The 18575-nt window shown below is 37.1% G+C and carries 22 protein-coding genes; 19 read left to right on the forward strand and 3 right to left on the reverse strand.

What is annotated here, in order from left to right:
* Positions 1-13 precede the first annotated feature (13 nt).
* The 3 genes from CNR22_21490 to CNR22_21500 form a co-directional block, all read right to left on the reverse strand.
* On the reverse strand, positions 14-307 hold the full coding sequence (locus CNR22_21490) for a hypothetical protein (protein PBQ34234.1): 294 nt from the start codon (positions 305-307) through the stop codon (positions 14-16).
* On the reverse strand, positions 295-603 hold the full coding sequence (locus CNR22_21495) for a hypothetical protein (GenBank protein PBQ34235.1): 309 nt from the start codon (positions 601-603) through the stop codon (positions 295-297). Before CNR22_21495 ends, CNR22_21490 begins: the two co-directional genes overlap by 13 nt.
* Before the next feature lie 106 nt (positions 604-709).
* A complete protein-coding gene (locus CNR22_21500; GenBank protein ID PBQ34236.1) occupies positions 710-1039 on the reverse strand; it encodes a hypothetical protein in 330 nt (109 codons plus the stop codon).
* A 242-nt stretch (positions 1040-1281) separates the two neighbouring features.
* Here CNR22_21500 and pbpC point away from each other — a divergent pair, with 242 nt between their 5' ends.
* From pbpC to CNR22_21595, 19 genes are all read left to right on the forward strand, one after another.
* Complete coding sequence (gene pbpC / locus CNR22_21505; protein ID PBQ34237.1) at positions 1282-3654, forward strand: penicillin-binding protein 1C; 2373 nt, start codon at positions 1282-1284, stop codon at positions 3652-3654.
* Positions 3627-4955 carry a hypothetical protein gene (locus CNR22_21510; GenBank protein PBQ34238.1) on the forward strand — a complete coding sequence of 443 codons (1329 nt, stop codon included), beginning with the start codon at positions 3627-3629 and terminating at the stop codon, positions 4953-4955. The genes pbpC and CNR22_21510 overlap by 28 nt, the downstream gene beginning before the upstream one ends.
* Positions 4956-5096: 141 nt before the next feature.
* A complete protein-coding gene (locus tag CNR22_21515; protein PBQ34239.1) occupies positions 5097-5540 on the forward strand; it encodes a hypothetical protein in 444 nt (147 codons plus the stop codon).
* 21 nt (positions 5541-5561) lie between these two features.
* Positions 5562-5774, forward strand: coding sequence for a hypothetical protein (locus tag CNR22_21520; protein PBQ34240.1), 213 nt, complete (start codon positions 5562-5564; stop codon positions 5772-5774).
* A 347-nt stretch (positions 5775-6121) separates the two neighbouring features.
* The gene (locus tag CNR22_21525; protein PBQ34241.1) at positions 6122-7915 is read left to right on the forward strand and encodes a 30S ribosomal protein S1; all 1794 of its coding nucleotides are present in this window, start codon (positions 6122-6124) and stop codon (positions 7913-7915) included.
* A 243-nt stretch (positions 7916-8158) separates the two neighbouring features.
* On the forward strand, positions 8159-9880 hold the full coding sequence (locus CNR22_21530; protein ID PBQ34242.1) for a hypothetical protein: 1722 nt from the start codon (positions 8159-8161) through the stop codon (positions 9878-9880).
* Positions 9881-10056: 176 nt separating this feature from the next.
* Positions 10057-10242, forward strand: a complete 186-nt coding sequence (locus CNR22_21535) for a hypothetical protein (GenBank protein PBQ34243.1) — start codon at positions 10057-10059, stop codon at positions 10240-10242.
* Between the two features lie 381 nt (positions 10243-10623).
* Positions 10624-11028, forward strand: coding sequence for a 30S ribosomal protein S12 (locus CNR22_21540; protein PBQ34244.1), 405 nt, complete (start codon positions 10624-10626; stop codon positions 11026-11028).
* Between the two features lie 18 nt (positions 11029-11046).
* Positions 11047-11514, forward strand: coding sequence for a 30S ribosomal protein S7 (locus CNR22_21545; GenBank protein PBQ34245.1), 468 nt, complete (start codon positions 11047-11049; stop codon positions 11512-11514).
* An 8-nt stretch (positions 11515-11522) separates the two neighbouring features.
* Entirely contained in the window at positions 11523-13634 is a 2112-nt protein-coding gene (gene fusA / locus CNR22_21550; GenBank protein ID PBQ34246.1) for an elongation factor G, read from the forward strand.
* 36 nt (positions 13635-13670) lie between these two features.
* Positions 13671-13976 (forward strand): 30S ribosomal protein S10, encoded by a 306-nt coding sequence (locus tag CNR22_21555; GenBank protein PBQ34247.1) that lies wholly within the window; start codon positions 13671-13673, stop codon positions 13974-13976.
* Between the two features lie 108 nt (positions 13977-14084).
* Positions 14085-14708: a 50S ribosomal protein L3 gene (locus CNR22_21560; GenBank protein ID PBQ34248.1), complete on the forward strand. Its 624-nt coding sequence runs from the start codon at positions 14085-14087 to the stop codon at positions 14706-14708.
* 2 nt (positions 14709-14710) lie between these two features.
* Entirely contained in the window at positions 14711-15340 is a 630-nt protein-coding gene (locus CNR22_21565) for a 50S ribosomal protein L4 (GenBank protein ID PBQ34249.1), read from the forward strand.
* A gap of 1 nt (position 15341) precedes the next feature.
* Positions 15342-15632 carry a 50S ribosomal protein L23 gene (locus tag CNR22_21570; GenBank protein ID PBQ34250.1) on the forward strand — a complete coding sequence of 97 codons (291 nt, stop codon included), beginning with the start codon at positions 15342-15344 and terminating at the stop codon, positions 15630-15632.
* Positions 15633-15702: 70 nt separating this feature from the next.
* Positions 15703-16530 carry a 50S ribosomal protein L2 gene (locus tag CNR22_21575; GenBank protein ID PBQ34251.1) on the forward strand — a complete coding sequence of 276 codons (828 nt, stop codon included), beginning with the start codon at positions 15703-15705 and terminating at the stop codon, positions 16528-16530.
* Positions 16531-16611: 81 nt separating this feature from the next.
* Complete coding sequence (locus CNR22_21580; protein PBQ34252.1) at positions 16612-16881, forward strand: 30S ribosomal protein S19; 270 nt, start codon at positions 16612-16614, stop codon at positions 16879-16881.
* Positions 16882-16890: 9 nt separating this feature from the next.
* Complete coding sequence (locus CNR22_21585) at positions 16891-17286, forward strand: 50S ribosomal protein L22 (protein PBQ34253.1); 396 nt, start codon at positions 16891-16893, stop codon at positions 17284-17286.
* A 6-nt stretch (positions 17287-17292) separates the two neighbouring features.
* A complete protein-coding gene (locus CNR22_21590; protein PBQ34254.1) occupies positions 17293-18057 on the forward strand; it encodes a 30S ribosomal protein S3 in 765 nt (254 codons plus the stop codon).
* Positions 18058-18112: 55 nt separating this feature from the next.
* A complete protein-coding gene (locus CNR22_21595) occupies positions 18113-18547 on the forward strand; it encodes a 50S ribosomal protein L16 (GenBank protein PBQ34255.1) in 435 nt (144 codons plus the stop codon).
* The last annotated feature ends 28 nt before the right edge of the window (positions 18548-18575 follow it).

Below are 18575 nucleotides of genomic sequence, written 5' to 3' on the forward strand. Positions count from 1 at the left end.
AAGGTTACTGTTTTTATATTTTTGGCAAATATTTTGCGATGAATGTTTGTATTCCAACAATAGTTATGTTTTCCTTGGTTTTATAATCAAGGTCTGCTGAAGAGATAATGAAGTTGTTTTCACAATTTAGATCGGTAACAGAATTATAAAAACCTCTCGATGGAACCGGTGCTTTACTCAGTTTTATTTCAATGCACGCTCTCACATTACTGCCATGTACAAGTACAAGGTCACATTCTGCGCCAACTTGCGTCCGGTAATAATAGGCGTCAATACGATTGGGCGCAGCATTTATCATTTGTGACATAACATAACTTTCCCGGGAAGCACCACACTGGGATTGTTCAGTAATTCCTTTTCACTGAATATCCGGAGTAAGTGATGAAGTATACCACTATCATTAATATAAACTTTAGGGGACTTCACCAGGAGCTTACCTGCATTTATAAAAAAAGGTGGTAAACGGCGTACCAAAAAGGCACCTTCCAGATAATCTATATCCCGCTTTATGGTAGTTCCGCTAACATCTAAAGAGCCTCCTGGTTTTTCCGCATTTAATATACTGCCTTGCAGGTGAGCCAGCATCCCCCACAGTTTACGCATCACAATTGGAGAAAAATTTATATTAAATAAAATAGCAAGATCCCTTTCAATATAAGTCGTAATAAAGGCATCCAGCCAACCTCAAGCCAGCTCGTACTCTTTAATGTTAAAGCTTTAGGAAAGCCACCCCTGAACCAGTGTTTTTTAAACGGATCGTATCCGGAAGTTCATGGAGACCTATTGGATTCAAATAAAAATAATACACCCGTCCGGCAAGACTTTCTGAAGCTCCTTTTAAGAGTTCAGGTGAAACTGAACCTGTAATAATATAACGCGCAGGTTTTCGATTCTCGTCTACCATAGCTCTCAATAACGGAAATAGTCGAGGCATACGCTGTACTTCATCTATTAAAACACATTCATTTAAATAAGAAGAAAGGTAATCTTCAGCATCGCGATTTAATGTTTCAAAATCACTATTCTTCTCAAGGTCCATGTAGTGGGTCTTTTTTTAATGATTTCGCTACAATTTTTACAAGTGTTGTCTTTCCTACCTGGCGAGGCCCCAGGATAACTATCACCGGAAATTCTTTGGCATGTTTTTCTACCTGGGTAATAATAGTCCGTTTTATCATATTATAAAATTTCTATATTTTCTTTCTTTCTTTCTTTCTTTCTTTCGTTGATAACACTTTTCCAAACACTCTGAATAAAAAATTAAATTAGTGCGAAAGATCCATGGCTCTAAAACAAAAAATAATATCCTTTCTGGGTAGACATAAAATAAAACTAAGTGTTTTATTTTTAGGTGTTTTACTTTTTTGGCTATGGCTTCCGTCGAAACTTTTCGATAAGCCCTGCAGTTCGGTGCTATTAGACAAGAATGACGAGCTTCTTGCTGCACAAATTGCTTCAGATGGTCAATGGCGTTTTCCGCAAAGTGATTCAATCCCTTATAAATTTAAAACTTGTATCGTCACTTTTGAAGATGAATATTTCAGTTACCATCCTGGTTTTAATCCGGTGTCTATCTATAATTCATTAAAACGAAATCTACACTCCTCTAAAATTAAAAGCGGAGGAAGCACTATTACCATGCAGGTGGCGCGCATGATGCGTAATAATCAAAACAGAAATTATTATCAGAAAATTGTAGAAATATTACTTGCTGTTAGAATCGAGGCATCTTATAAAAAAACTTCTATCCTTAATTTGTATTGCAGCAACGCTCCTTTTGGTAGTAACGTGGTTGGCCTTGCCGCGGCTTCCTGGCGTTATTTTGGCAGAAGTCCCGAAAAATTATCCTGGGCTGAGTCAGCCGTGCTAGCGGTACTCCCTAACGCTCCCTCATTAATCTATCCCGGCAAAAATCAGAAGCGCTTATTGAAAAAAAGAAATCGCTTACTGGAAAAGTTATTCAAGAAAAATACGATTGATTCTGCAACCTATCAATTAGCCATTCTCGAGCCACTTCCTCACAAACCTTTTCCAATCCCTCAGTTAGCTCCTCATTTGTTAGCTACCTGTGCGGCAAAAAATGGTTCTTCAAAAATTTATCACTCCACACTCCTTAAGGATCTTCAACTGCACGTTACAGAATTATTGAATCGTCACAGTCAAAATCTTTCAGCTAACCAGATTCATAATGCCTGTGCTCTGGTTGTAGAAACAGAAAGCGGAAAAGTTTTGGCTTACGTGGGCAATAGCTTTTCTTCAACAAACGAACATCAAAATTATGTAGATGTAATTCAGGCGCCCAGAAGCACTGGAAGTATTCTTAAGCCTTTTCTGTACGCTTTTATGTTGAATGAAAATAAACTGCTTCCGGCAAGTTTACTTGAAGATATACCAACACGCATAGGGTCTTATGGCCCAAAAAATTTCAGCCTTTCATATGATGGATTAGTTCCGGCAAATCAAGCTATAGCGAGATCTCTAAATATACCCGCCGTGAAAATGCTGCAGGATTATGGGGCGCAAAAATTTCATCAACGCTTAAAACAATTAGGGTTTACAACTTTTAAAAGATCCACCGACCGTTACGGGCTATCTTTAATTTTAGGTGGGGGAGAGGCGAAGCTCTTTGAAATAACTGCTGCTTATTGCTCTATGGCAAGAGCTCTCCTGCATTACTCGAATAAAAGGAATCTTTATGCTGATAAAAGTTATCACGCACTGAACTACCTCCGAAATCAGCAGCGCGAAAAAGTTTCCGTAAAATTGAAATCGGACATACTGAATGCATCTGCCATCTACTATACTTTTTTAGCAATGACGGAATTATTGCGTCCTCAGGATTATACTGGTTGGGCACAGTTTTTGTCAAAAAGTAAAATCGCCTGGAAAACCGGAACCAGCTTTGGTTTCAGAGATGCATGGGCTGTTGGTGTCAACCCAAAATACACTGTGGCTATATGGGTTGGAAACGCAGACGGTGAAGGAAGACCAGAATTAACCGGAACTTCAGCTGCAGCGCCCCTCATGTTTTCCATCTTTAACGTGTTGGAGAATCAGAAATGGTTTCAAAAACCTACATCTGATCTGGAGAAAATAAAAATTTGCAAACAAAGTGGATACAAAGCTTCGCAAATTTGTGACCAGACTGAAGTTCGTGACTATCCAAAAGGTGCGCAAAAAACCAGGCCCTGCCCTTTCCACAAACTCATACATTTAGATGAGACTGGCATGTATAGAGTGAGCAGTTCCTGTTACCCTGTTTCAAAGATGTTACACCAGGCTTGGTTTATTGCTTCCCCCGCAGAAGAATATTTTTATAAGCAACACAATATGCAATACAAATCTTTACCTCCTTACCTGTCAGGCTGCGAAAATGAAACGACTCATAAAGAACTTGATATTATTTATCCTAAAGAAGGGTTTCAAATTTACGTGCCTGTAGATCAATCAGGTGAGCAAAGCCGTTGTATTTTTAAAGCAACTCATAAAAATCCCAACGCTACGCTGTTCTGGCATTTAGATGGCCAATACATTGGAGAAACCCGGAAATTTCATCAGGTGTCAGTTATTCCAAAAAGTGGTCCGCATTTTTGTGAAATTACAGATGATCTTGGAGAAAGTGTGAGTTGCAGTTTTTCAGTACTTGCCAAATAATTAGTTTATTTCTTGCAGCGTTTTCAAATTTTCAAAGTCTTCTTGGTATAAATCCAATCGATATGAAAATAAAAACCCTCACAACCTTAATGCTTGTTGCCTTTATTTTAAGCTCTTGTCTTAAAGATAAAAGGATGAAAACCTACTCCATTTACCGTTCAGAATATTCCATCAAACCGGAAGTAATGGAAAATGCAAAACTGCAAAGTCCACGAAGTTTGAAAGATCTTGGTAGTTTCGTTTTGTACAATAATGCAATGTACATAAACGAGAAGAATAAAGGTATTCACGTTGTAGATTACACTAATCCGGCAAATCCGATAAACAAGGGCTTTATACCAATTCCCGGCAACAAAGGTTTATCCATTAAAAACAATGTTTTATATGCAGATTGTTATTGCGACCTTTTCGTTTTTAAAATTCAATCTGATCAAAATATCACACTTGAGAACACGCTCACCAAGGTTTTTCCTTATACTATAAATTACGCAAATGACGACAGTAATTATGTAGCTTTCACATGGATTAAAAAAGATACAACGGTTTCTCAAAGCGATTATAAAAATCAGCAATATGAGTGCCCTAACTGCGACATGCATTTGTTCAGTTCAATGGCTCAGCCAGGTAACAATAACCCTTCTGGTTCTACCTCCGTGGGAAGCAGTATGGCTATTTTTACAATAGTAAATGATTATTTGTACACGGTTGACGATTCAAAATTAAATTCATTTTCTCTGAGCGATGCGCTTCATCCGGCCAAACTATCGGTTCAACAGATTGGATGGAATGTGGAAACCATTTTTCCATTTAAAGACAAACTTTTTATCGGTTCTATGTCTGGCATGTTTATTTACGGCCTCACCAATCCTCAAAAGCCAAATTATATCTCACAATTCAATCACATGCGCGTGTGCGACCCGGTTATTGCAGATGATAATTTCGCTTTTGTAACCCTTAGAAACGGCACTACTTGTGGCGGCACAGTTAACCAATTGGATGTTGTAAATATTAGTACAATTACTTCACCTGTTCTGCTGAAATCATTTCCATTCACAAATCCGCATGGTTTAAGCAAGGACAAAAATGTAATGTTTGTTTGCGATGGAACCGCTGGTTTAAAAATGATCGATGCCAGTAATGTTAGCAACCTGCAGGTGAAACAAACCCTTGCCACTGGCAAGGCAATCGACGTTGTAGCCTACAACAGCAAAGCCTTCGTAATGCTTGAAGACGCTATTAAGATCTATTCGTATGACCAACAGTTTGCTTTAACATTATTAGGAACACTTAACAAAAACTAATTTCTTATGATAAAAATAAACCATCTTTTTATTTTAGTCTTATTCTTTTCCACCCACCGCCTGCAAAGTCAAATACAGTATGGTGGCATTCAGCAATGCGCCCTTGTTTTTAGCGAGAGTAGAAGCAACCTTGGCTTTCACATGATTAACGGTATTCGTTTCAAAAGATTTTTTACAGGAGTAGGAGTGGATGCTGAATTCGCAAGGAGGCAATACTATTATTATTACTACATGCCCGGTTCATTCAATACTTCCGCGGTATACGCTGATGTTAGATACTACATAAATAAAAAGAAAAATTTTTTCGTTCTCACAGACCTTGGTGCAAATTTCATAACAGAAAGGCTTTCGTTCGGAGAATCCGGAAAATATAAAAAGCAGGTTGGCTACTATGGCAGTATTGGACTGGGATTCAAAGCCAGGATCGGAAAAGAACTATTTTATTCATTCGATGTCAGTTACTGCATGAAACAATCGCGTTATGACTACAGTTACAAAACTTATATTCCAGCGAGAGAGCAGACAGACAAATACGATATTCGAAAAAACTGTATTCTCGTTAGAATGGGTATTGAAATCTTTTAAAAGAAACTTAAAATTTTTACAATGAAAATTTATAAAACAACTACATTACTATTTTTAATAATTGCTCTGAGCAACTGTAAAAAAGATTACACCTGCCAATGCAGAAATCCTGGCGGGATTACCGCAACCTATAAGTTCACAGAAACCAAAACAAAAGCGAAATCTATTTGCGATAAACACAATGATGAAGAAAATTCTATTCCCTGGTCAGAAAGCTATTGTGAATTAAAATAATTTTACCCAACATGTCTAAAAGGTCGTTTTCATTTTGAAAATGACCTTTCTCTTTTTAAGAAAGTCAAATTTTTTTAACATCTTATCGATAAATTCCTGATAGAGTTGAAGTTATCGAAAAATCCCAATTTTATCTGGATGATTTGGTCCAAAACGCAAAACCGCTTCAGGACTGTTAAAAATCTCAACATCTTATTTATCAAGTCTTTAAAATATCAAATTTCCCCTGACAATTCCCTTATTCTGACTATATTTGTACCCCGTTTTAACTGAGGCTTAAGACGAAAAATCATTAATGTTTAATCTCTCAAACCAGCCTTAGAGGTTTGATACAATTTAAAAAAAGAATGGCAGAAAAAAACCAGGTTACTGGAAATGCAGATTTCGATTGGAATTCAATCGGAAAAAAACAAGACAATTATTCAGCAGAAGAAAAAGAGAAGTTGGATGAGTTGTACTCACAAAAATTAAGCACTATTGCAGATCTTCAAATCATCGAAGGTGTTGTAGTTGCTAAAAACAACCGTGAAGTAGTTGTAAACATTGGCTATAAATCAGATGGTGTAGTAGCTCTTTCAGAGTTTCGTTACAATCCGGATTTAAAAGTTGGTGACAAAATTGAAGTATTTATTGACCAGGCTGAAGATTTACAAGGCCAGTTAGTTTTATCTCATAAAAAAGCACGTGCTGGCAAAAGCTGGGATCGTGTTAACGAAGCTCTTAACAATGATGAGATCATTAAAGGATTCGTTAAATGCCGTACTAAAGGTGGTTTAATCGTTGATGTATTTGGTATCGAAGCATTCTTACCAGGTTCTCAAATCGATGTTAAACCTATCCGTGATTATGATGTTTACGTTGGTAAAACAATGGAATTTAAAGTTGTGAAAATCAACAATGAATTTAAAAACGTAGTGGTTTCTCACAAAGCTCTGATTGAAGCTGAATTAGAAAGCCAGAAACGTGATATCATCTCTAAATTAGAAAAAGGACAAGTATTGGAAGGTACTGTGAAAAACATTACTTCATACGGTGTGTTTATCGATTTAGGTGGTGTTGATGGTTTAATTCACATTACAGATTTATCATGGGGTCGTATTAACCACCCAGAAGAAATCGTGAAATTAGACGAGAAAATTCAAGTTGTAATTCTTGAATTTGACGACGATAAAAAACGTATCGCTTTAGGTCTAAAACAATTAACTCCTCATCCTTGGGAAGCTCTTAGCTCTGAAGTTAAAGTGGGAGATAAAATTAAAGGTAAAGTGGTTGTGATCAACGATTACGGCGCATTTATCGAGATAGCTCCAGGTGTTGAAGGTTTAGTTCACGTAAGTGAAATGAGCTGGTCACAACACTTACGCAGCGCACAGGAATTTGTAAAGATCGGCGACGAAATCGAAGCTGTTATCTTAACATTAGATCGTGAAGAGCGTAAAATGAGTTTAGGTATGAAACAATTAACTCCTGATCCTTGGAATATGATCATGGAGAAATACTCTAAAGGCTCTAAACACACAGGTACAGTGCGTAACTTCACTAACTTCGGTGTATTTGTTGAATTAGAAGAAGGTGTTGACGGTTTAGTTCACATCTCTGATCTTTCATGGAGTAAAAAAATCAAACATCCAAGTGAGTTCTGTAAAGTAGGTGAGAAAATGGATGTTGTGGTATTAGAAATCGATGGTGAAAATCGTCGTTTAAGCTTAGGTCACAAACAACTTGAAGAAAATCCATGGGATGTGTTTGAAACTGTATTTACAGTAGATTCTATCCACAAAGGAACTGTTACTTCAGTAAACGATAAAGGTGCTTTAATTGGCTTAACTTATGGTGTTGAAGGATTCTGTCCTGCTCGTCACTTAAATAAAGTGGATGGTACTTCATTAAAAGCTGAAGAAACTGCAGACTTCAAAGTAATTGAATTCAGCAAAGACGCTAAACGTATTGTTGTTTCTCACGCACGTCTTCATGAAGAAGTGAAAGAAGAAGCTCGCAAAACGGATAAAGCTTCTAAAAAAGCAGATTTTGAAGACAGTAAAAAAGCTGTGAAAAAAGTGAAAGATAATCAAGAGAAAACTACTTTAGGTGATATCTCTGCCTTATCTGATCTTAAAGATAAATTAGACGGTAAAAAATAATCCGTTTACTCCACTCCGTTCGATGTCACTTCGAGCGTAGTCGAGAAGAACTCCCTGTAACGACGTGTCGTTTAGCAGGGCAACTAAAAACCTTGCCGGGTTTTTAGTTTTTGAGAGCCAGAACCCGCTTCCTACAAGGAGCGGGTTTTTGGTTTTATAACTTTGGTGATGTGCTGTATTTGCGATTGAGTGTTATCGCACTCTAGTTTTTTTATATTACTTTTAAAAAAAAATCATTCCCGCATGAAAAGAATTATAATGCTTTTAATGGTCCCGGTTTTAACATTTTCGCAAGCACAAAATCCCGAACAGAGGGTGGAAAGTCCAGTTAAAGCAGTAACTCTTTATCTGGATGGCGCAGAAATCAACCAACAAAAAAGTGTTAATGTAAATGCTGGCATCACCTCCATTGTGTTTACGAATTTATCGTCTAAATTAATTCCTAAAAGTATTCAGGTTAATGTTGGCGAGGGAATTAGTGTACTGAGCGTATCTGAGAAACTTAATTTTCTCAGCAGTTCTAATGAGTCAGCCAAAACCAAACAATTAAAAGATTCTCTCAAAAATCACCAATACAGAACATCGCAGCTGGTTTCCGACAGAGATGCTTATGATAAAGAGAAAGATTTGCTTTTAAAAAATAATAGCATCGGCGGTGCCGATAAAGGCGTTTCTATAGCAGAACTTAAACTTGCGGCAGACTTTTATCGCTCACGCATGAAAGAGATTAATGGCGAATTATTAAGGCTGGATACCCGGATAGCAGAATCACAACTAATTGCAAACCGCTTACAGCGCGAGTTGTACGAGTTTAATATAAATGATAATAAACCTACAGGAGAAATTATTATTTTATTGCAAACCGAAAATAAAGCAGCAGTCAACATCGATTTGAAGTATGTTGTCTCTGATGCAGGATGGGCGCCTTTCTATGAGTTAAAAGCAGAAGATATCGGTAAACCGATTACACTTGTTTATAGGGCCAGGGCTTTTAATAACACAGGAATTAGCTGGGAAAATGTAAAATTAAAACTGTCTACTTCCGATCCCACCAGAAACGCAACACAACCCTCCATCAGCCCATGGTTTTTAAATTTTAATTCTTACACTCCCGCAGGAACAAACTATAGAAACGATCGAACACTAAATGATGCGGCGCCCGCGCAATATCAAAACTCTGAAATAATGAATCAGAATCTTGAGAATCAAAATCTGGATAAACAGCAGACTCTAAATGAAGGTGATATAAAATCAATGAAAGCTTATTTTTCATCTGATAAACAGAAAGAAAAAAATAAGGTAATTTATGAACAGGTACAAATTTCAGAATTGAGTGCAGAGTTCGATATCAAAAAACTGTATTCTGTTCCTTGCGATGCTAAACCCTATATTGTAGAAGTAACAAGCTATACACTGAATGCTTCTTTTAAACACTATTCTGTACCAAAAGTCGAGAAAGATGCTTTTTTATTGGCCAGGATCACTGGATGGGAAGATCTTGATCTTATTGAAGGACCCGCAAACGTTTATTTTGCCGGCACTTTTGTAGGTCAGTCATACATTAACCCCAGAAGTGTAAACGACACTTTAGATCTCTCATTTGGCCGCGACAGTAAGGTTATTGTAACCCGCACAAAAATTAAAGATTTTAATAAAGAATATACGGTAGGAAATAACCGGAAATTGGAGTATTCTTATCAAATGATTATTAAAAATAACAGAAAAAGTGCCATAAACATCGATCTGGAAGACCAATTACCTATTTCTCAGAATAGTGAGATCTCAGTAGAGTCCATTGAACTCTCAAAAGGCCTGGTGAATAAAGATGATGGAAAGGTAAGTTGGAAGTTTTCAATTGGTCCTGGGGAATCGCAAAAGATCATCTACACATACTCTATCCGGTATCCAAAGAACAGAAGTATAGAAATAGAGAAAAAACGTGTAAAAATGAGAGCGAAATTTTAAAGATCCAGAATGTTATTTTAACGATTTAATTTTCAGCATGTTAAGTGTGATGCGAGTAGTTTTTTCCGTTTTTTTCGAAATTATGCCAACCTACGTAAACAATTTTACGTACACAGCACAATATTCAACCAGGTAACCCGTTATTTAAGAAAACTAAAATAAATTGATTTAAGCCTATGACAAGAACATTTACTCTGGACCTTGATTTTACTGCAACCGTTAACAAAAAAGAACAACAAAATACCTTTTTAGACCATGCAGAACCATCAGAACGTACTCTTCAAAACATTCTTAACTTCAGTAGAAACTTAGAAGTAAAACCATCGAAGTTGATCCATACAATCGAATTGTTAAAAAGTTAAGACTTTTCTTCAGAAAATTTAAAAGCAAAGAAGACAACTTCTTTGCTTTTTTGTTTATTTCCTGTTAATTGATTTTTAATAACTCGTTTTTTTTTGAAAAAGATCGAAATTTTCAGTTAAAAAATCGACAAAAATTTTCTAATTTTACCCCCACAATTTTAGGGCCGATTTCCCCAAAAAGTTTAATTTTTAATTTATCGGGAATCTCGACCAGTCTGCTTTTTGAGCAGAAATAAGGCCTTTGTGAAAAAAAATACTCACAAAATCAAAAATAATTAGCGAAAATGATTGGTGGATAAAATTATTTTCCTATCTTTGCCGTCCCGTAAAAGGAAATATAGCTGAAATACCAATAAAATCAAGTAATTCAAAGGATTTAAAATGCCTACAATATCGCAATTAGTAAGAAAAGGTCGCACTAAACCGACCAACAAAAGTAAATCGGCCGCTTTGGACTCATGTCCACAACGCCGTGGTGTTTGTACCAAAGTGTACACAACAACCCCTAAGAAGCCAAACTCTGCAATGCGCAAAGTGGCTAAAGTTCGTTTAACGAACAAGCAAGAGGTAATTGCCTATATTCCAGGTGAAGGTCACAATTTGCAAGAGCACAGTATCGTATTGGTACGTGGTGGTCGTGTAAAAGATCTTCCAGGTGTGCGTTACCATATTGTTCGTGGAAGCCTAGATACCGCAGGTGTTGAAGGTCGTAAACAACAACGTTCTAAATACGGTACTAAACGTCCAAAAGCGGGTGCTGCTGCAGCTCCAGCTAAGAAAAAATAATTTTAATAGTCTGAAACAATGAGAAAAGCCAGAGCAAAAAAGCGCGTGTTGTTACCTGATCCAATTTATAATGATACATTGGTAACCCGTTTTTTAAATAATTTAATGTACGACGGTAAAAAAAATACCGCTTCAACTATATTCCATGATGCCATCGGTATCGTTGCAAAACGTACCAATGAAGATGGATTGGAAGTATTCAAAAAAGCCCTTGCAAACGTAACCCCTCAGGTAGAGGTACGTTCACGTCGTGTTGGTGGTTCAACCTTCCAAATCCCTTCTGAAATTCGTCCTGATCGTAAGATCTCTATGGCGATGAAATGGTTAATTTCTTATTCACGTAAACGTAACGAAAAATCTATGGCTCAGAAATTAGCTGGTGAAATCGTTGCTGCGTCAAAAGAGGAAGGTGCTTCATTCAAAAAGAAAGAAGATATCCACAAAATGGCAGAAGCTAACAAAGCATTTTCACACTTTAGATTCTAATTAAACAAATGGACTTACGTTATACAAGAAATATTGGAATCGCTGCTCACATTGATGCTGGTAAAACCACAACAACAGAGCGTATTCTTTATTATACAGGAGTTAACCACAAAATTGGTGAAGTACATGATGGTGCTGCAACAATGGACTGGATGGCTCAGGAACAAGAGCGTGGTATTACTATTACCTCTGCTGCAACTACTTGTTTTTGGAAGTACAGAGACAACCAATACAAAATTAATATTATTGACACACCGGGTCACGTTGACTTTACCGTAGAGGTAAATCGTTCATTACGTGTTCTTGATGGTTTAGTGTTTTTATTTTCAGCAGTTGACGGTGTTGAGCCTCAATCTGAAACCAACTGGCGTTTAGCGGATAACTACAATGTTACCCGTTTAGGCTTCGTTAATAAAATGGATCGCCAGGGAGCTGACTTCTTAAATGTAGTTAAGCAAACACGTGAAATTTTAGGTGGTAATGCTGTTCCTCTTCAATTACCAATTGGTGCTGAAGAAACTTTTATTGGTGTGGTTGATTTAATCAACAACCGTGGAATGGTTTGGAATGAAGAAGATAAAGGGATGACTTACAAAATCGTTCCGATTCCAGAAGACATGTTGGAAGAAGTTGCAGAGTGGAGAGAGAAAATGTTAGAAGCAGTTTCAGAATTTGATGATAACATCATGCAGAAATTTTTTGATGCTCCTGAAACTATAACAGAAAGAGAAGTATTAGATGCATTGCGTAAAGCTTGTGTTGCAAATAAAATTGTTCCAATGGTTTGTGGTTCATCTTTCAAAAACAAAGGTGTTCAAACAATGTTGGATTTAGTAATGGAATTAATGCCTTCACCTTTGGATAAACCAGAGACTAAAGGAACTAATCCTGATACAGAAAAAGAAGTTACACGTAAACCAGACGTTAAAGAACCGTTTACCGCATTAGCATTTAAAATTGCTACTGATCCGTTTGTAGGCCGTTTGTGTTTTATCCGTGCTTATGCCGGACGTTTAGATGCTGGTTCTTATGTACTTAACACCCGTTCAGGAAACAAAGAACGTATTTCACGTATCTTCCAAATGCATGCAAACAAACAAAATCCGGTTGAGTTTTTAGAAGCTGGTGATATTGGAGCTGTAGTTGGATTTAAAGATATCCGTACAGGAGATACTTTATGTGATGAAAAAAATCCAATCGTATTAGAAGCAATGAATTTCCCTGAGCCGGTGATCGGTATCGCTATTGAGCCTAAAACTCAAGGTGACTTAGATCGTTTAGGTGTGGGCTTAAATAAATTAGCTGAAGAAGATCCTACTTTCCGTGTTAAAACGGATGAAGATTCTGGTCAAACCATTATCTCAGGTATGGGTGAGCTTCACTTAGAAATTATCGTTGACCGTTTAAAACGTGAGTTTAAAGTGGAAGTTAACCAGGGTGCACCTCAGGTTGCTTACAAAGAGTCAATCAATGGAACTGTTGAACATCGTGAAGTTTATAAAAAACAATCCGGTGGTCGTGGTAAATTTGCCGATATTAAATTTACAGTTGGTCCAATGGACGCTGATTTTGATACAACAAAAACCAATCTTCAGTTCATTAATGAAATTACTGGTGGTAATATTCCACGTGAATTTATTCCTGCTGTTGAAAAAGGATTTAAAGCTTCTTTAAACACAGGTGTATTAGCTGGTTACCCATTAGTAGGTATGAAAGTTGTTTTAACTGACGGATCTTACCACGCGGTTGACTCGGATGCATTATCATTTGAAATTGCAGCGAAAACGGCTTACCGTGAAGCATTACCTAAATGTAAACCAGTATTACTTGAGCCAATCATGAAGGTGGAGGTTTTAACTCCAGAACAAAACATGGGTGACGTAGTAGGTGACTTAAACCGTCGTCGTGGTCAAATTGAAGGAATGGATTCTAAAGGGAACGCACAAGTTATCAAAGCTAAAGTGCCACTTTCTGAAATGTTTGGTTATGTAACTCAGTTACGTACTTTAACTTCAGGTCGTGCAACTTCCACAATGGAATTCAGTCACTATAACGAAGCTCCGGCTAACGTTGCAGCAGATGTAATTTCAAAAGCAAAAGGCAGAGCAGAAAAAGTTTAATTAGTAACTAACGATAAATAAATACGTTCTTTTAATATGAGCCAAAGAATCAGAATAAAACTAAAATCGTACGACTTTAATCTAGTTGACAAATCAGCAGAAAAGATCGTAAAAACTGTAAAAGCTACAGGAGCAGTAGTTAACGGACCAATTCCACTTCCTACAAACAAGCGTATTTTTACAGTATTAAAATCCCCACACGTTAACAAAAAAGCGCGTGATCAGTTTCAATTATGTGCTTACAAACGTCTTTTAGACATTTACAGCTCATCTTCTAAAACTGTGGATGCTTTAATGAAGTTAGAATTACCTAGCGGTGTTGAAGTAGAAATTAAAGTTTAGCCTTCTGTGTTCATTGCACTTTAAATCAATGAAGAAAAAGTGGAGCAGGGGATAACCCTATTCATATTAGATAAAAATAAAACTAGTAATAATTAATAAAAAACAAAAATGTCAGGATTAATTGGTAAAAAAGTAGGAATGACTAGCTTCTTCGATGCCAATGGTAAATATTTACCATGCACAGTTATTGAAGTAGGTCCTTGCGTTGTTACGCAAGTAAAAACCAATGAAAAAGACGGTTACACAGCAGTACAATTGTCATTTGATGAGAAGAAAGAAAAAAACACATCAAGTGCAATGAAAGGTCATTTTGAATTAGCAAAAACGACTCCAAAACGTAAAGTTGTTGAATTTCGTCATTTCGAGGAAGAAAAAAATTTAGGCGATATCCTTACTGCAGATTTATTTGCAGAGGGTGATTTCGTGGATGTTATCGGAACCAGCAAAGGTAAAGGTTTTCAGGGTGTTGTAAAACGTCACGGATTCTCCGGAGTAGGTCACGCTAACAAATCTCACGGACAACATGATCGTGAAAGAGCTCCTGGTTCATTAGGTGCATCATCCGATCCTTCACGTGTTATGCCAGGTATGCGCATGGCAGGTAGAATGGGTGGTAACCGTAAAAAAGTTCAGAACATGATCGTACTTAAGGTTATGGCTGAAAAGAATTTGATTCTTGTTAAAGGATCGGTTCCAGGTGCAAAGGGGTCTTACGTTTTAATTGAGAAATAATCATGCAAGTAGAAATAGTAAATATAAGTGGTAAAAAAACAGCTAAAAAAGTTGATCTTGTTGATTCAATTTTTGCAGCAGAGCCAAATGATCATTGTATATATCTTGACGTTAAGCAATTTTTAGCTAACCAACGTCAGGGAACACATAAATCAAAAGAACGTGCAGAAATCTCACGTACCACAAAGAAATTAAAACGTCAAAAAGGAACAGGCGGAGCTCGTGCAGGTTCAATGAAATCACCATTATTTGTTGGTGGTGGTCGTGCTTTCGGTCCTAGACCACACGAATACGGATTCAAATTAAATAAGAAAGTAAAAGCTTTAGCCCGTGTTTCAGCTTTAACTTATAAAGCAAAAGATAACGCAATTACAGTGTTAGAAGACTTCAATTTCGAAGCTCCTAAAACTAAGAACTTCGTTGATCTGATGAAGAATTTGAACTTAAGCGACAAGAAGACTCTTTTAGTGTTGGGCGATACGAATAAAAACGTATATTTGTCGTCCCGTAATATACAGGGTGCTAAAGTTGTAAAAGCTTCTGATTTAAATACTTATGATATTTTAAATGCAGAGAACTTAATTTTAGCAGAAAGTTCAGTTAAAGTAATTGAAACAATTTTAAACAAGTAAGATGGAAATTTTAATAAAGCCAATCATCACTGAAAAGATGACCGCACAAGCCGAAAAATTAAATCGCTATGGCTTCGTGGTGGCAAAAGAGGCTAACAAGTTAGAGATTAAAGCTGCTGTTGAAAAAATGTACAGTGTTAAAGTTGACTCTGTAAATACTCAACAATACGTTGGTAAAGTTAAAACTCGTAACACTACACGTGGTGTAGCTGTTGGGCGTGTTAACCGTAACAAAAAGGCTATCGTAACTTTGAAACAAGGCGAAACAATTGATTTTTACGCAAGTATATAAATTGGAGATTTAAAGAGTTGTTGAATTTAATCAACAACTCTTCAACTCAACAAATCAAAAAATTAAAAAAATGGCATTAAAAAAATATAGACCACTTACACCAACATTAAGATACAAACTTTCTTCGGGGTTCGATGAGATAACAACGGACAAACCTGAAAAGAGCTTAATCGTTAAAACTAATTATTCTTCCGGAGGTCGTAATAATTCAGGTAAAATGACTATGCGCTACATTGGTGGTGGTCACAAAAAAGTTATTCGTGCAATTGATTTCAAACGTGATAAAGACGGTATTGAAGGAACTGTAAAATCTATCGAATACGATCCAAATCGTTCGGCTCGTATCGCTCTTATTTTTTACAAAGACGGTGAAAAACGTTACATCATTGCTCCACAAGGTTTAAAAGTTGATCAAAAAGTAATGTCAGGTGCTGGTGCTGCTCCCGAAATCGGAAACACACTTTTATTATCTGAAATTCCTTTAGGAACAATTATTCACAACATTGAATTACGTCCTGGTCAAGGTGCTGTTTTAGCACGTAGCGCAGGTTCTTACGCTCAGTTATCTGCTCGTGATGGTAAATACGCAATTCTTCGTATGCCTTCAAGTGAGGTTCGTATGATCCTGATTACTTGTAAAGCTACTGTTGGTGCTGTATCAAATCCTGATCACAATCAGGAAGTTGCTGGTAAAGCTGGTAAAAATCGTTGGTTAGGTGTACGTCCGCGTACAAGACCAGTTGTGATGAACCCGGTAGATCACCCTATGGGTGGAGGTGAAGGTCGTGCTTCAGGTGGACACCCACGCTCCCGTAAAGGTATTCCTGCTAAAGGTTACAAAACACGTTACAAAGCGAAAGCTTCTAACAAACACATCATCGAAAGAAGAAAAAAATAATTTAATATAAACGTTTAATGGTCTCTGTTACTTCGAGCTTAGTCGAGAAGGGGCAGGGGTTTCAAAACTAAAAACAAAAAAATGGCAAGATCATTAAAAAAAGGTCCCTTTATCGATTACAACCTTGAAGGCAAGGTTGAAAAGATGAACGCAAGCGGAAAGAAGTCTGCAATTAAGACTTGGGCCCGTCGTTCAACAATTCCACCAGAGTTTGTAGGGCATACATTTGCTGTACACAACGGTGCAAAATTCATTCCGGTTTATGTAACTGAGAATATGGTTGGTCATAAATTAGGAGAATTTTCACCAACTCGCGTATTTAAAGGTCACGCTGGCCATAACAAGAAATAAGATATAGCCATGGGAAAAAGAAAAAGACTAGTAGCTGAGAAACGTAAAGAAGAAAACAAAACTTCTTTCTTCGCTAAATTAAATAACTGTCCGACTTCTCCACGCAAAATGCGTCAGGTAGCGGATCTTGTTAGAGGTAAAGATGCTTATTTAGCTTTAAATATATTGAAATTCAATACACGTGAAGCTTCTGGAAGATTAGAAAAATTATTAAAGTCTGCAATAGCAAATTACGAAGCTAAAAGCCAACAACGTGCTGAAGAAGGAACATTGTTCGTAAAAGAGGTAATGGTGGATAGCGCTTTAATGGTAAAACGTTTACGTACTGCTCCACAAGGCCGTGGATACCGTATCCGCAAACGTACAAATCATGTAACTTTAATTTTAGACACAAAAAATATTTAATAAGAAATGGGACAAAAAGTAAATCCAATTGGTATAAGATTAGGTGTCATCAAAGGATGGGATTCTAACTGGTTCGGTGGTCATAACTATGCTGATAAATTAGTTGAAGATAACACCATCAGAAACTACCTAAAAGCTCGTTTACCTAAAGGTAGCATTTCTAAAATCGTAATTGAAAGAACTCTTAAGTTAGTTACAGTTACTATCAATACAGCTCGTCCGGGTATCATTATCGGAAAAGGGGGTAAAGAAGTAGATAAACTGAAAGAAGAATTAAAAAAATTAACAAAAAAAGAAATCCAGATCAATATCTTCGAAATTAAACGTCCTGAACTTGATGCTCGTTTGGTAGCGGATAGTATTGCTCGTCAAATCGAAGGTCGTATCTCTTTCCGTCGCGCTGCTAAAATGTCAATGGCTTCAACCATGCGTTTAGGTGCTGAAGGTATCAAAATTAAAGTATCTGGCCGTTTAGGTGGAGCAGAGATGGCTCGTACTGAAGGTTACAAAGAAGGAAGAACTCCTTTGCATACTTTACGTGCTGATATCGACTACGCTATCGCAGAAGCTCATACTTCTTACGGTCGTATCGGCGTAAAAGTTTGGATCTGCCGCGGTGAAGTTTTCGGTAAACGTGATCTTTCTCCTAATGCAGGATTAATGAAAAACGATAAAGGTGGTCCTGGTGCAGGAAACGACAGAGGAGATAGAAGAGATGACCGTCCGAAATTTGCAGGTAAAAAAAGACCAACAAAGAGAGAAGACAAGTAGTTGAGTAGTTTGATACCACTCAACTAAGTTAAACAACAAGATAAAAAATTAAGTCATGTTACAACCAAAAAGATCAAAATATAGAAAATCACATAAAATGAAAATCAAGGGCGACGCAAAACGTGGTTCTGAATTAGCCTTTGGTTCATTTGGTATTAAAGCTATGGACGAGTGCCGTATGACTGGTCGCCAGTTAGAAGCCGCCCGTATCGCTATTACCCGTTTTATGAAACGTGAAGGTCAGGTTTGGATCCGTGTTTTCCCGGATCGTCCTGTAACTTCGAAACCTGCAGAGGTTCGTATGGGTAAAGGTAAAGGTGCTCCTGAATATTGGATGGCTCCTGTAAAACGTGGACGTATCATTTTTGAAGCTGAAGGAGTTCCTTTAGCAGTTGCAAAAGAGGCGTTACGTTTAGCTGCTCAAAAATTACCGATCGTTACAAAATTTATTGTACGTCGTGATTACACTGAAGTAGCTGCAGTTAAGTAGTAAGAATAAAATAACATAACCGAATTTT

The organism is Sphingobacteriaceae bacterium (genome assembly GCA_002319075.1).
Taxonomy (GTDB): Bacteria; Bacteroidota; Bacteroidia; order B-17B0; family Aurantibacillaceae; genus Aurantibacillus.

Bases quoted from the DNA above. Each gene is read 5' to 3' on its own strand.
- CNR22_21490 (PBQ34234.1), bottom strand. From the start codon at position 307: ATGTCACAAATGATAAATGCTGCGCCCAATCGTATTGACGCCTATTAT.
- CNR22_21495 (PBQ34235.1), bottom strand. From the start codon at position 603: ATGCGTAAACTGTGGGGGATGCTGGCTCACCTGCAAGGCAGTATATTA.
- CNR22_21500 (PBQ34236.1), bottom strand. From the start codon at position 1,039: ATGGACCTTGAGAAGAATAGTGATTTTGAAACATTAAATCGCGATGCT.
- pbpC (PBQ34237.1), top strand. From the start codon at position 1,282: ATGGCTCTAAAACAAAAAATAATATCCTTTCTGGGTAGACATAAAATA.
- CNR22_21515 (PBQ34239.1), top strand. From the start codon at position 5,097: ATGATTAACGGTATTCGTTTCAAAAGATTTTTTACAGGAGTAGGAGTG.
- CNR22_21520 (PBQ34240.1), top strand. From the start codon at position 5,562: ATGAAAATTTATAAAACAACTACATTACTATTTTTAATAATTGCTCTG.
- CNR22_21525 (PBQ34241.1), top strand. From the start codon at position 6,122: ATGGCAGAAAAAAACCAGGTTACTGGAAATGCAGATTTCGATTGGAAT.
- CNR22_21530 (PBQ34242.1), top strand. From the start codon at position 8,159: ATGAAAAGAATTATAATGCTTTTAATGGTCCCGGTTTTAACATTTTCG.
- CNR22_21535 (PBQ34243.1), top strand. From the start codon at position 10,057: ATGACAAGAACATTTACTCTGGACCTTGATTTTACTGCAACCGTTAAC.
- CNR22_21540 (PBQ34244.1), top strand. From the start codon at position 10,624: ATGCCTACAATATCGCAATTAGTAAGAAAAGGTCGCACTAAACCGACC.
- CNR22_21545 (PBQ34245.1), top strand. From the start codon at position 11,047: ATGAGAAAAGCCAGAGCAAAAAAGCGCGTGTTGTTACCTGATCCAATT.
- fusA (PBQ34246.1), top strand. From the start codon at position 11,523: ATGGACTTACGTTATACAAGAAATATTGGAATCGCTGCTCACATTGAT.
- CNR22_21555 (PBQ34247.1), top strand. From the start codon at position 13,671: ATGAGCCAAAGAATCAGAATAAAACTAAAATCGTACGACTTTAATCTA.
- CNR22_21560 (PBQ34248.1), top strand. From the start codon at position 14,085: ATGTCAGGATTAATTGGTAAAAAAGTAGGAATGACTAGCTTCTTCGAT.
- CNR22_21565 (PBQ34249.1), top strand. From the start codon at position 14,711: ATGCAAGTAGAAATAGTAAATATAAGTGGTAAAAAAACAGCTAAAAAA.
- CNR22_21570 (PBQ34250.1), top strand. From the start codon at position 15,342: ATGGAAATTTTAATAAAGCCAATCATCACTGAAAAGATGACCGCACAA.
- CNR22_21575 (PBQ34251.1), top strand. From the start codon at position 15,703: ATGGCATTAAAAAAATATAGACCACTTACACCAACATTAAGATACAAA.
- CNR22_21580 (PBQ34252.1), top strand. From the start codon at position 16,612: ATGGCAAGATCATTAAAAAAAGGTCCCTTTATCGATTACAACCTTGAA.
- CNR22_21585 (PBQ34253.1), top strand. From the start codon at position 16,891: ATGGGAAAAAGAAAAAGACTAGTAGCTGAGAAACGTAAAGAAGAAAAC.
- CNR22_21590 (PBQ34254.1), top strand. From the start codon at position 17,293: ATGGGACAAAAAGTAAATCCAATTGGTATAAGATTAGGTGTCATCAAA.
- CNR22_21595 (PBQ34255.1), top strand. From the start codon at position 18,113: ATGTTACAACCAAAAAGATCAAAATATAGAAAATCACATAAAATGAAA.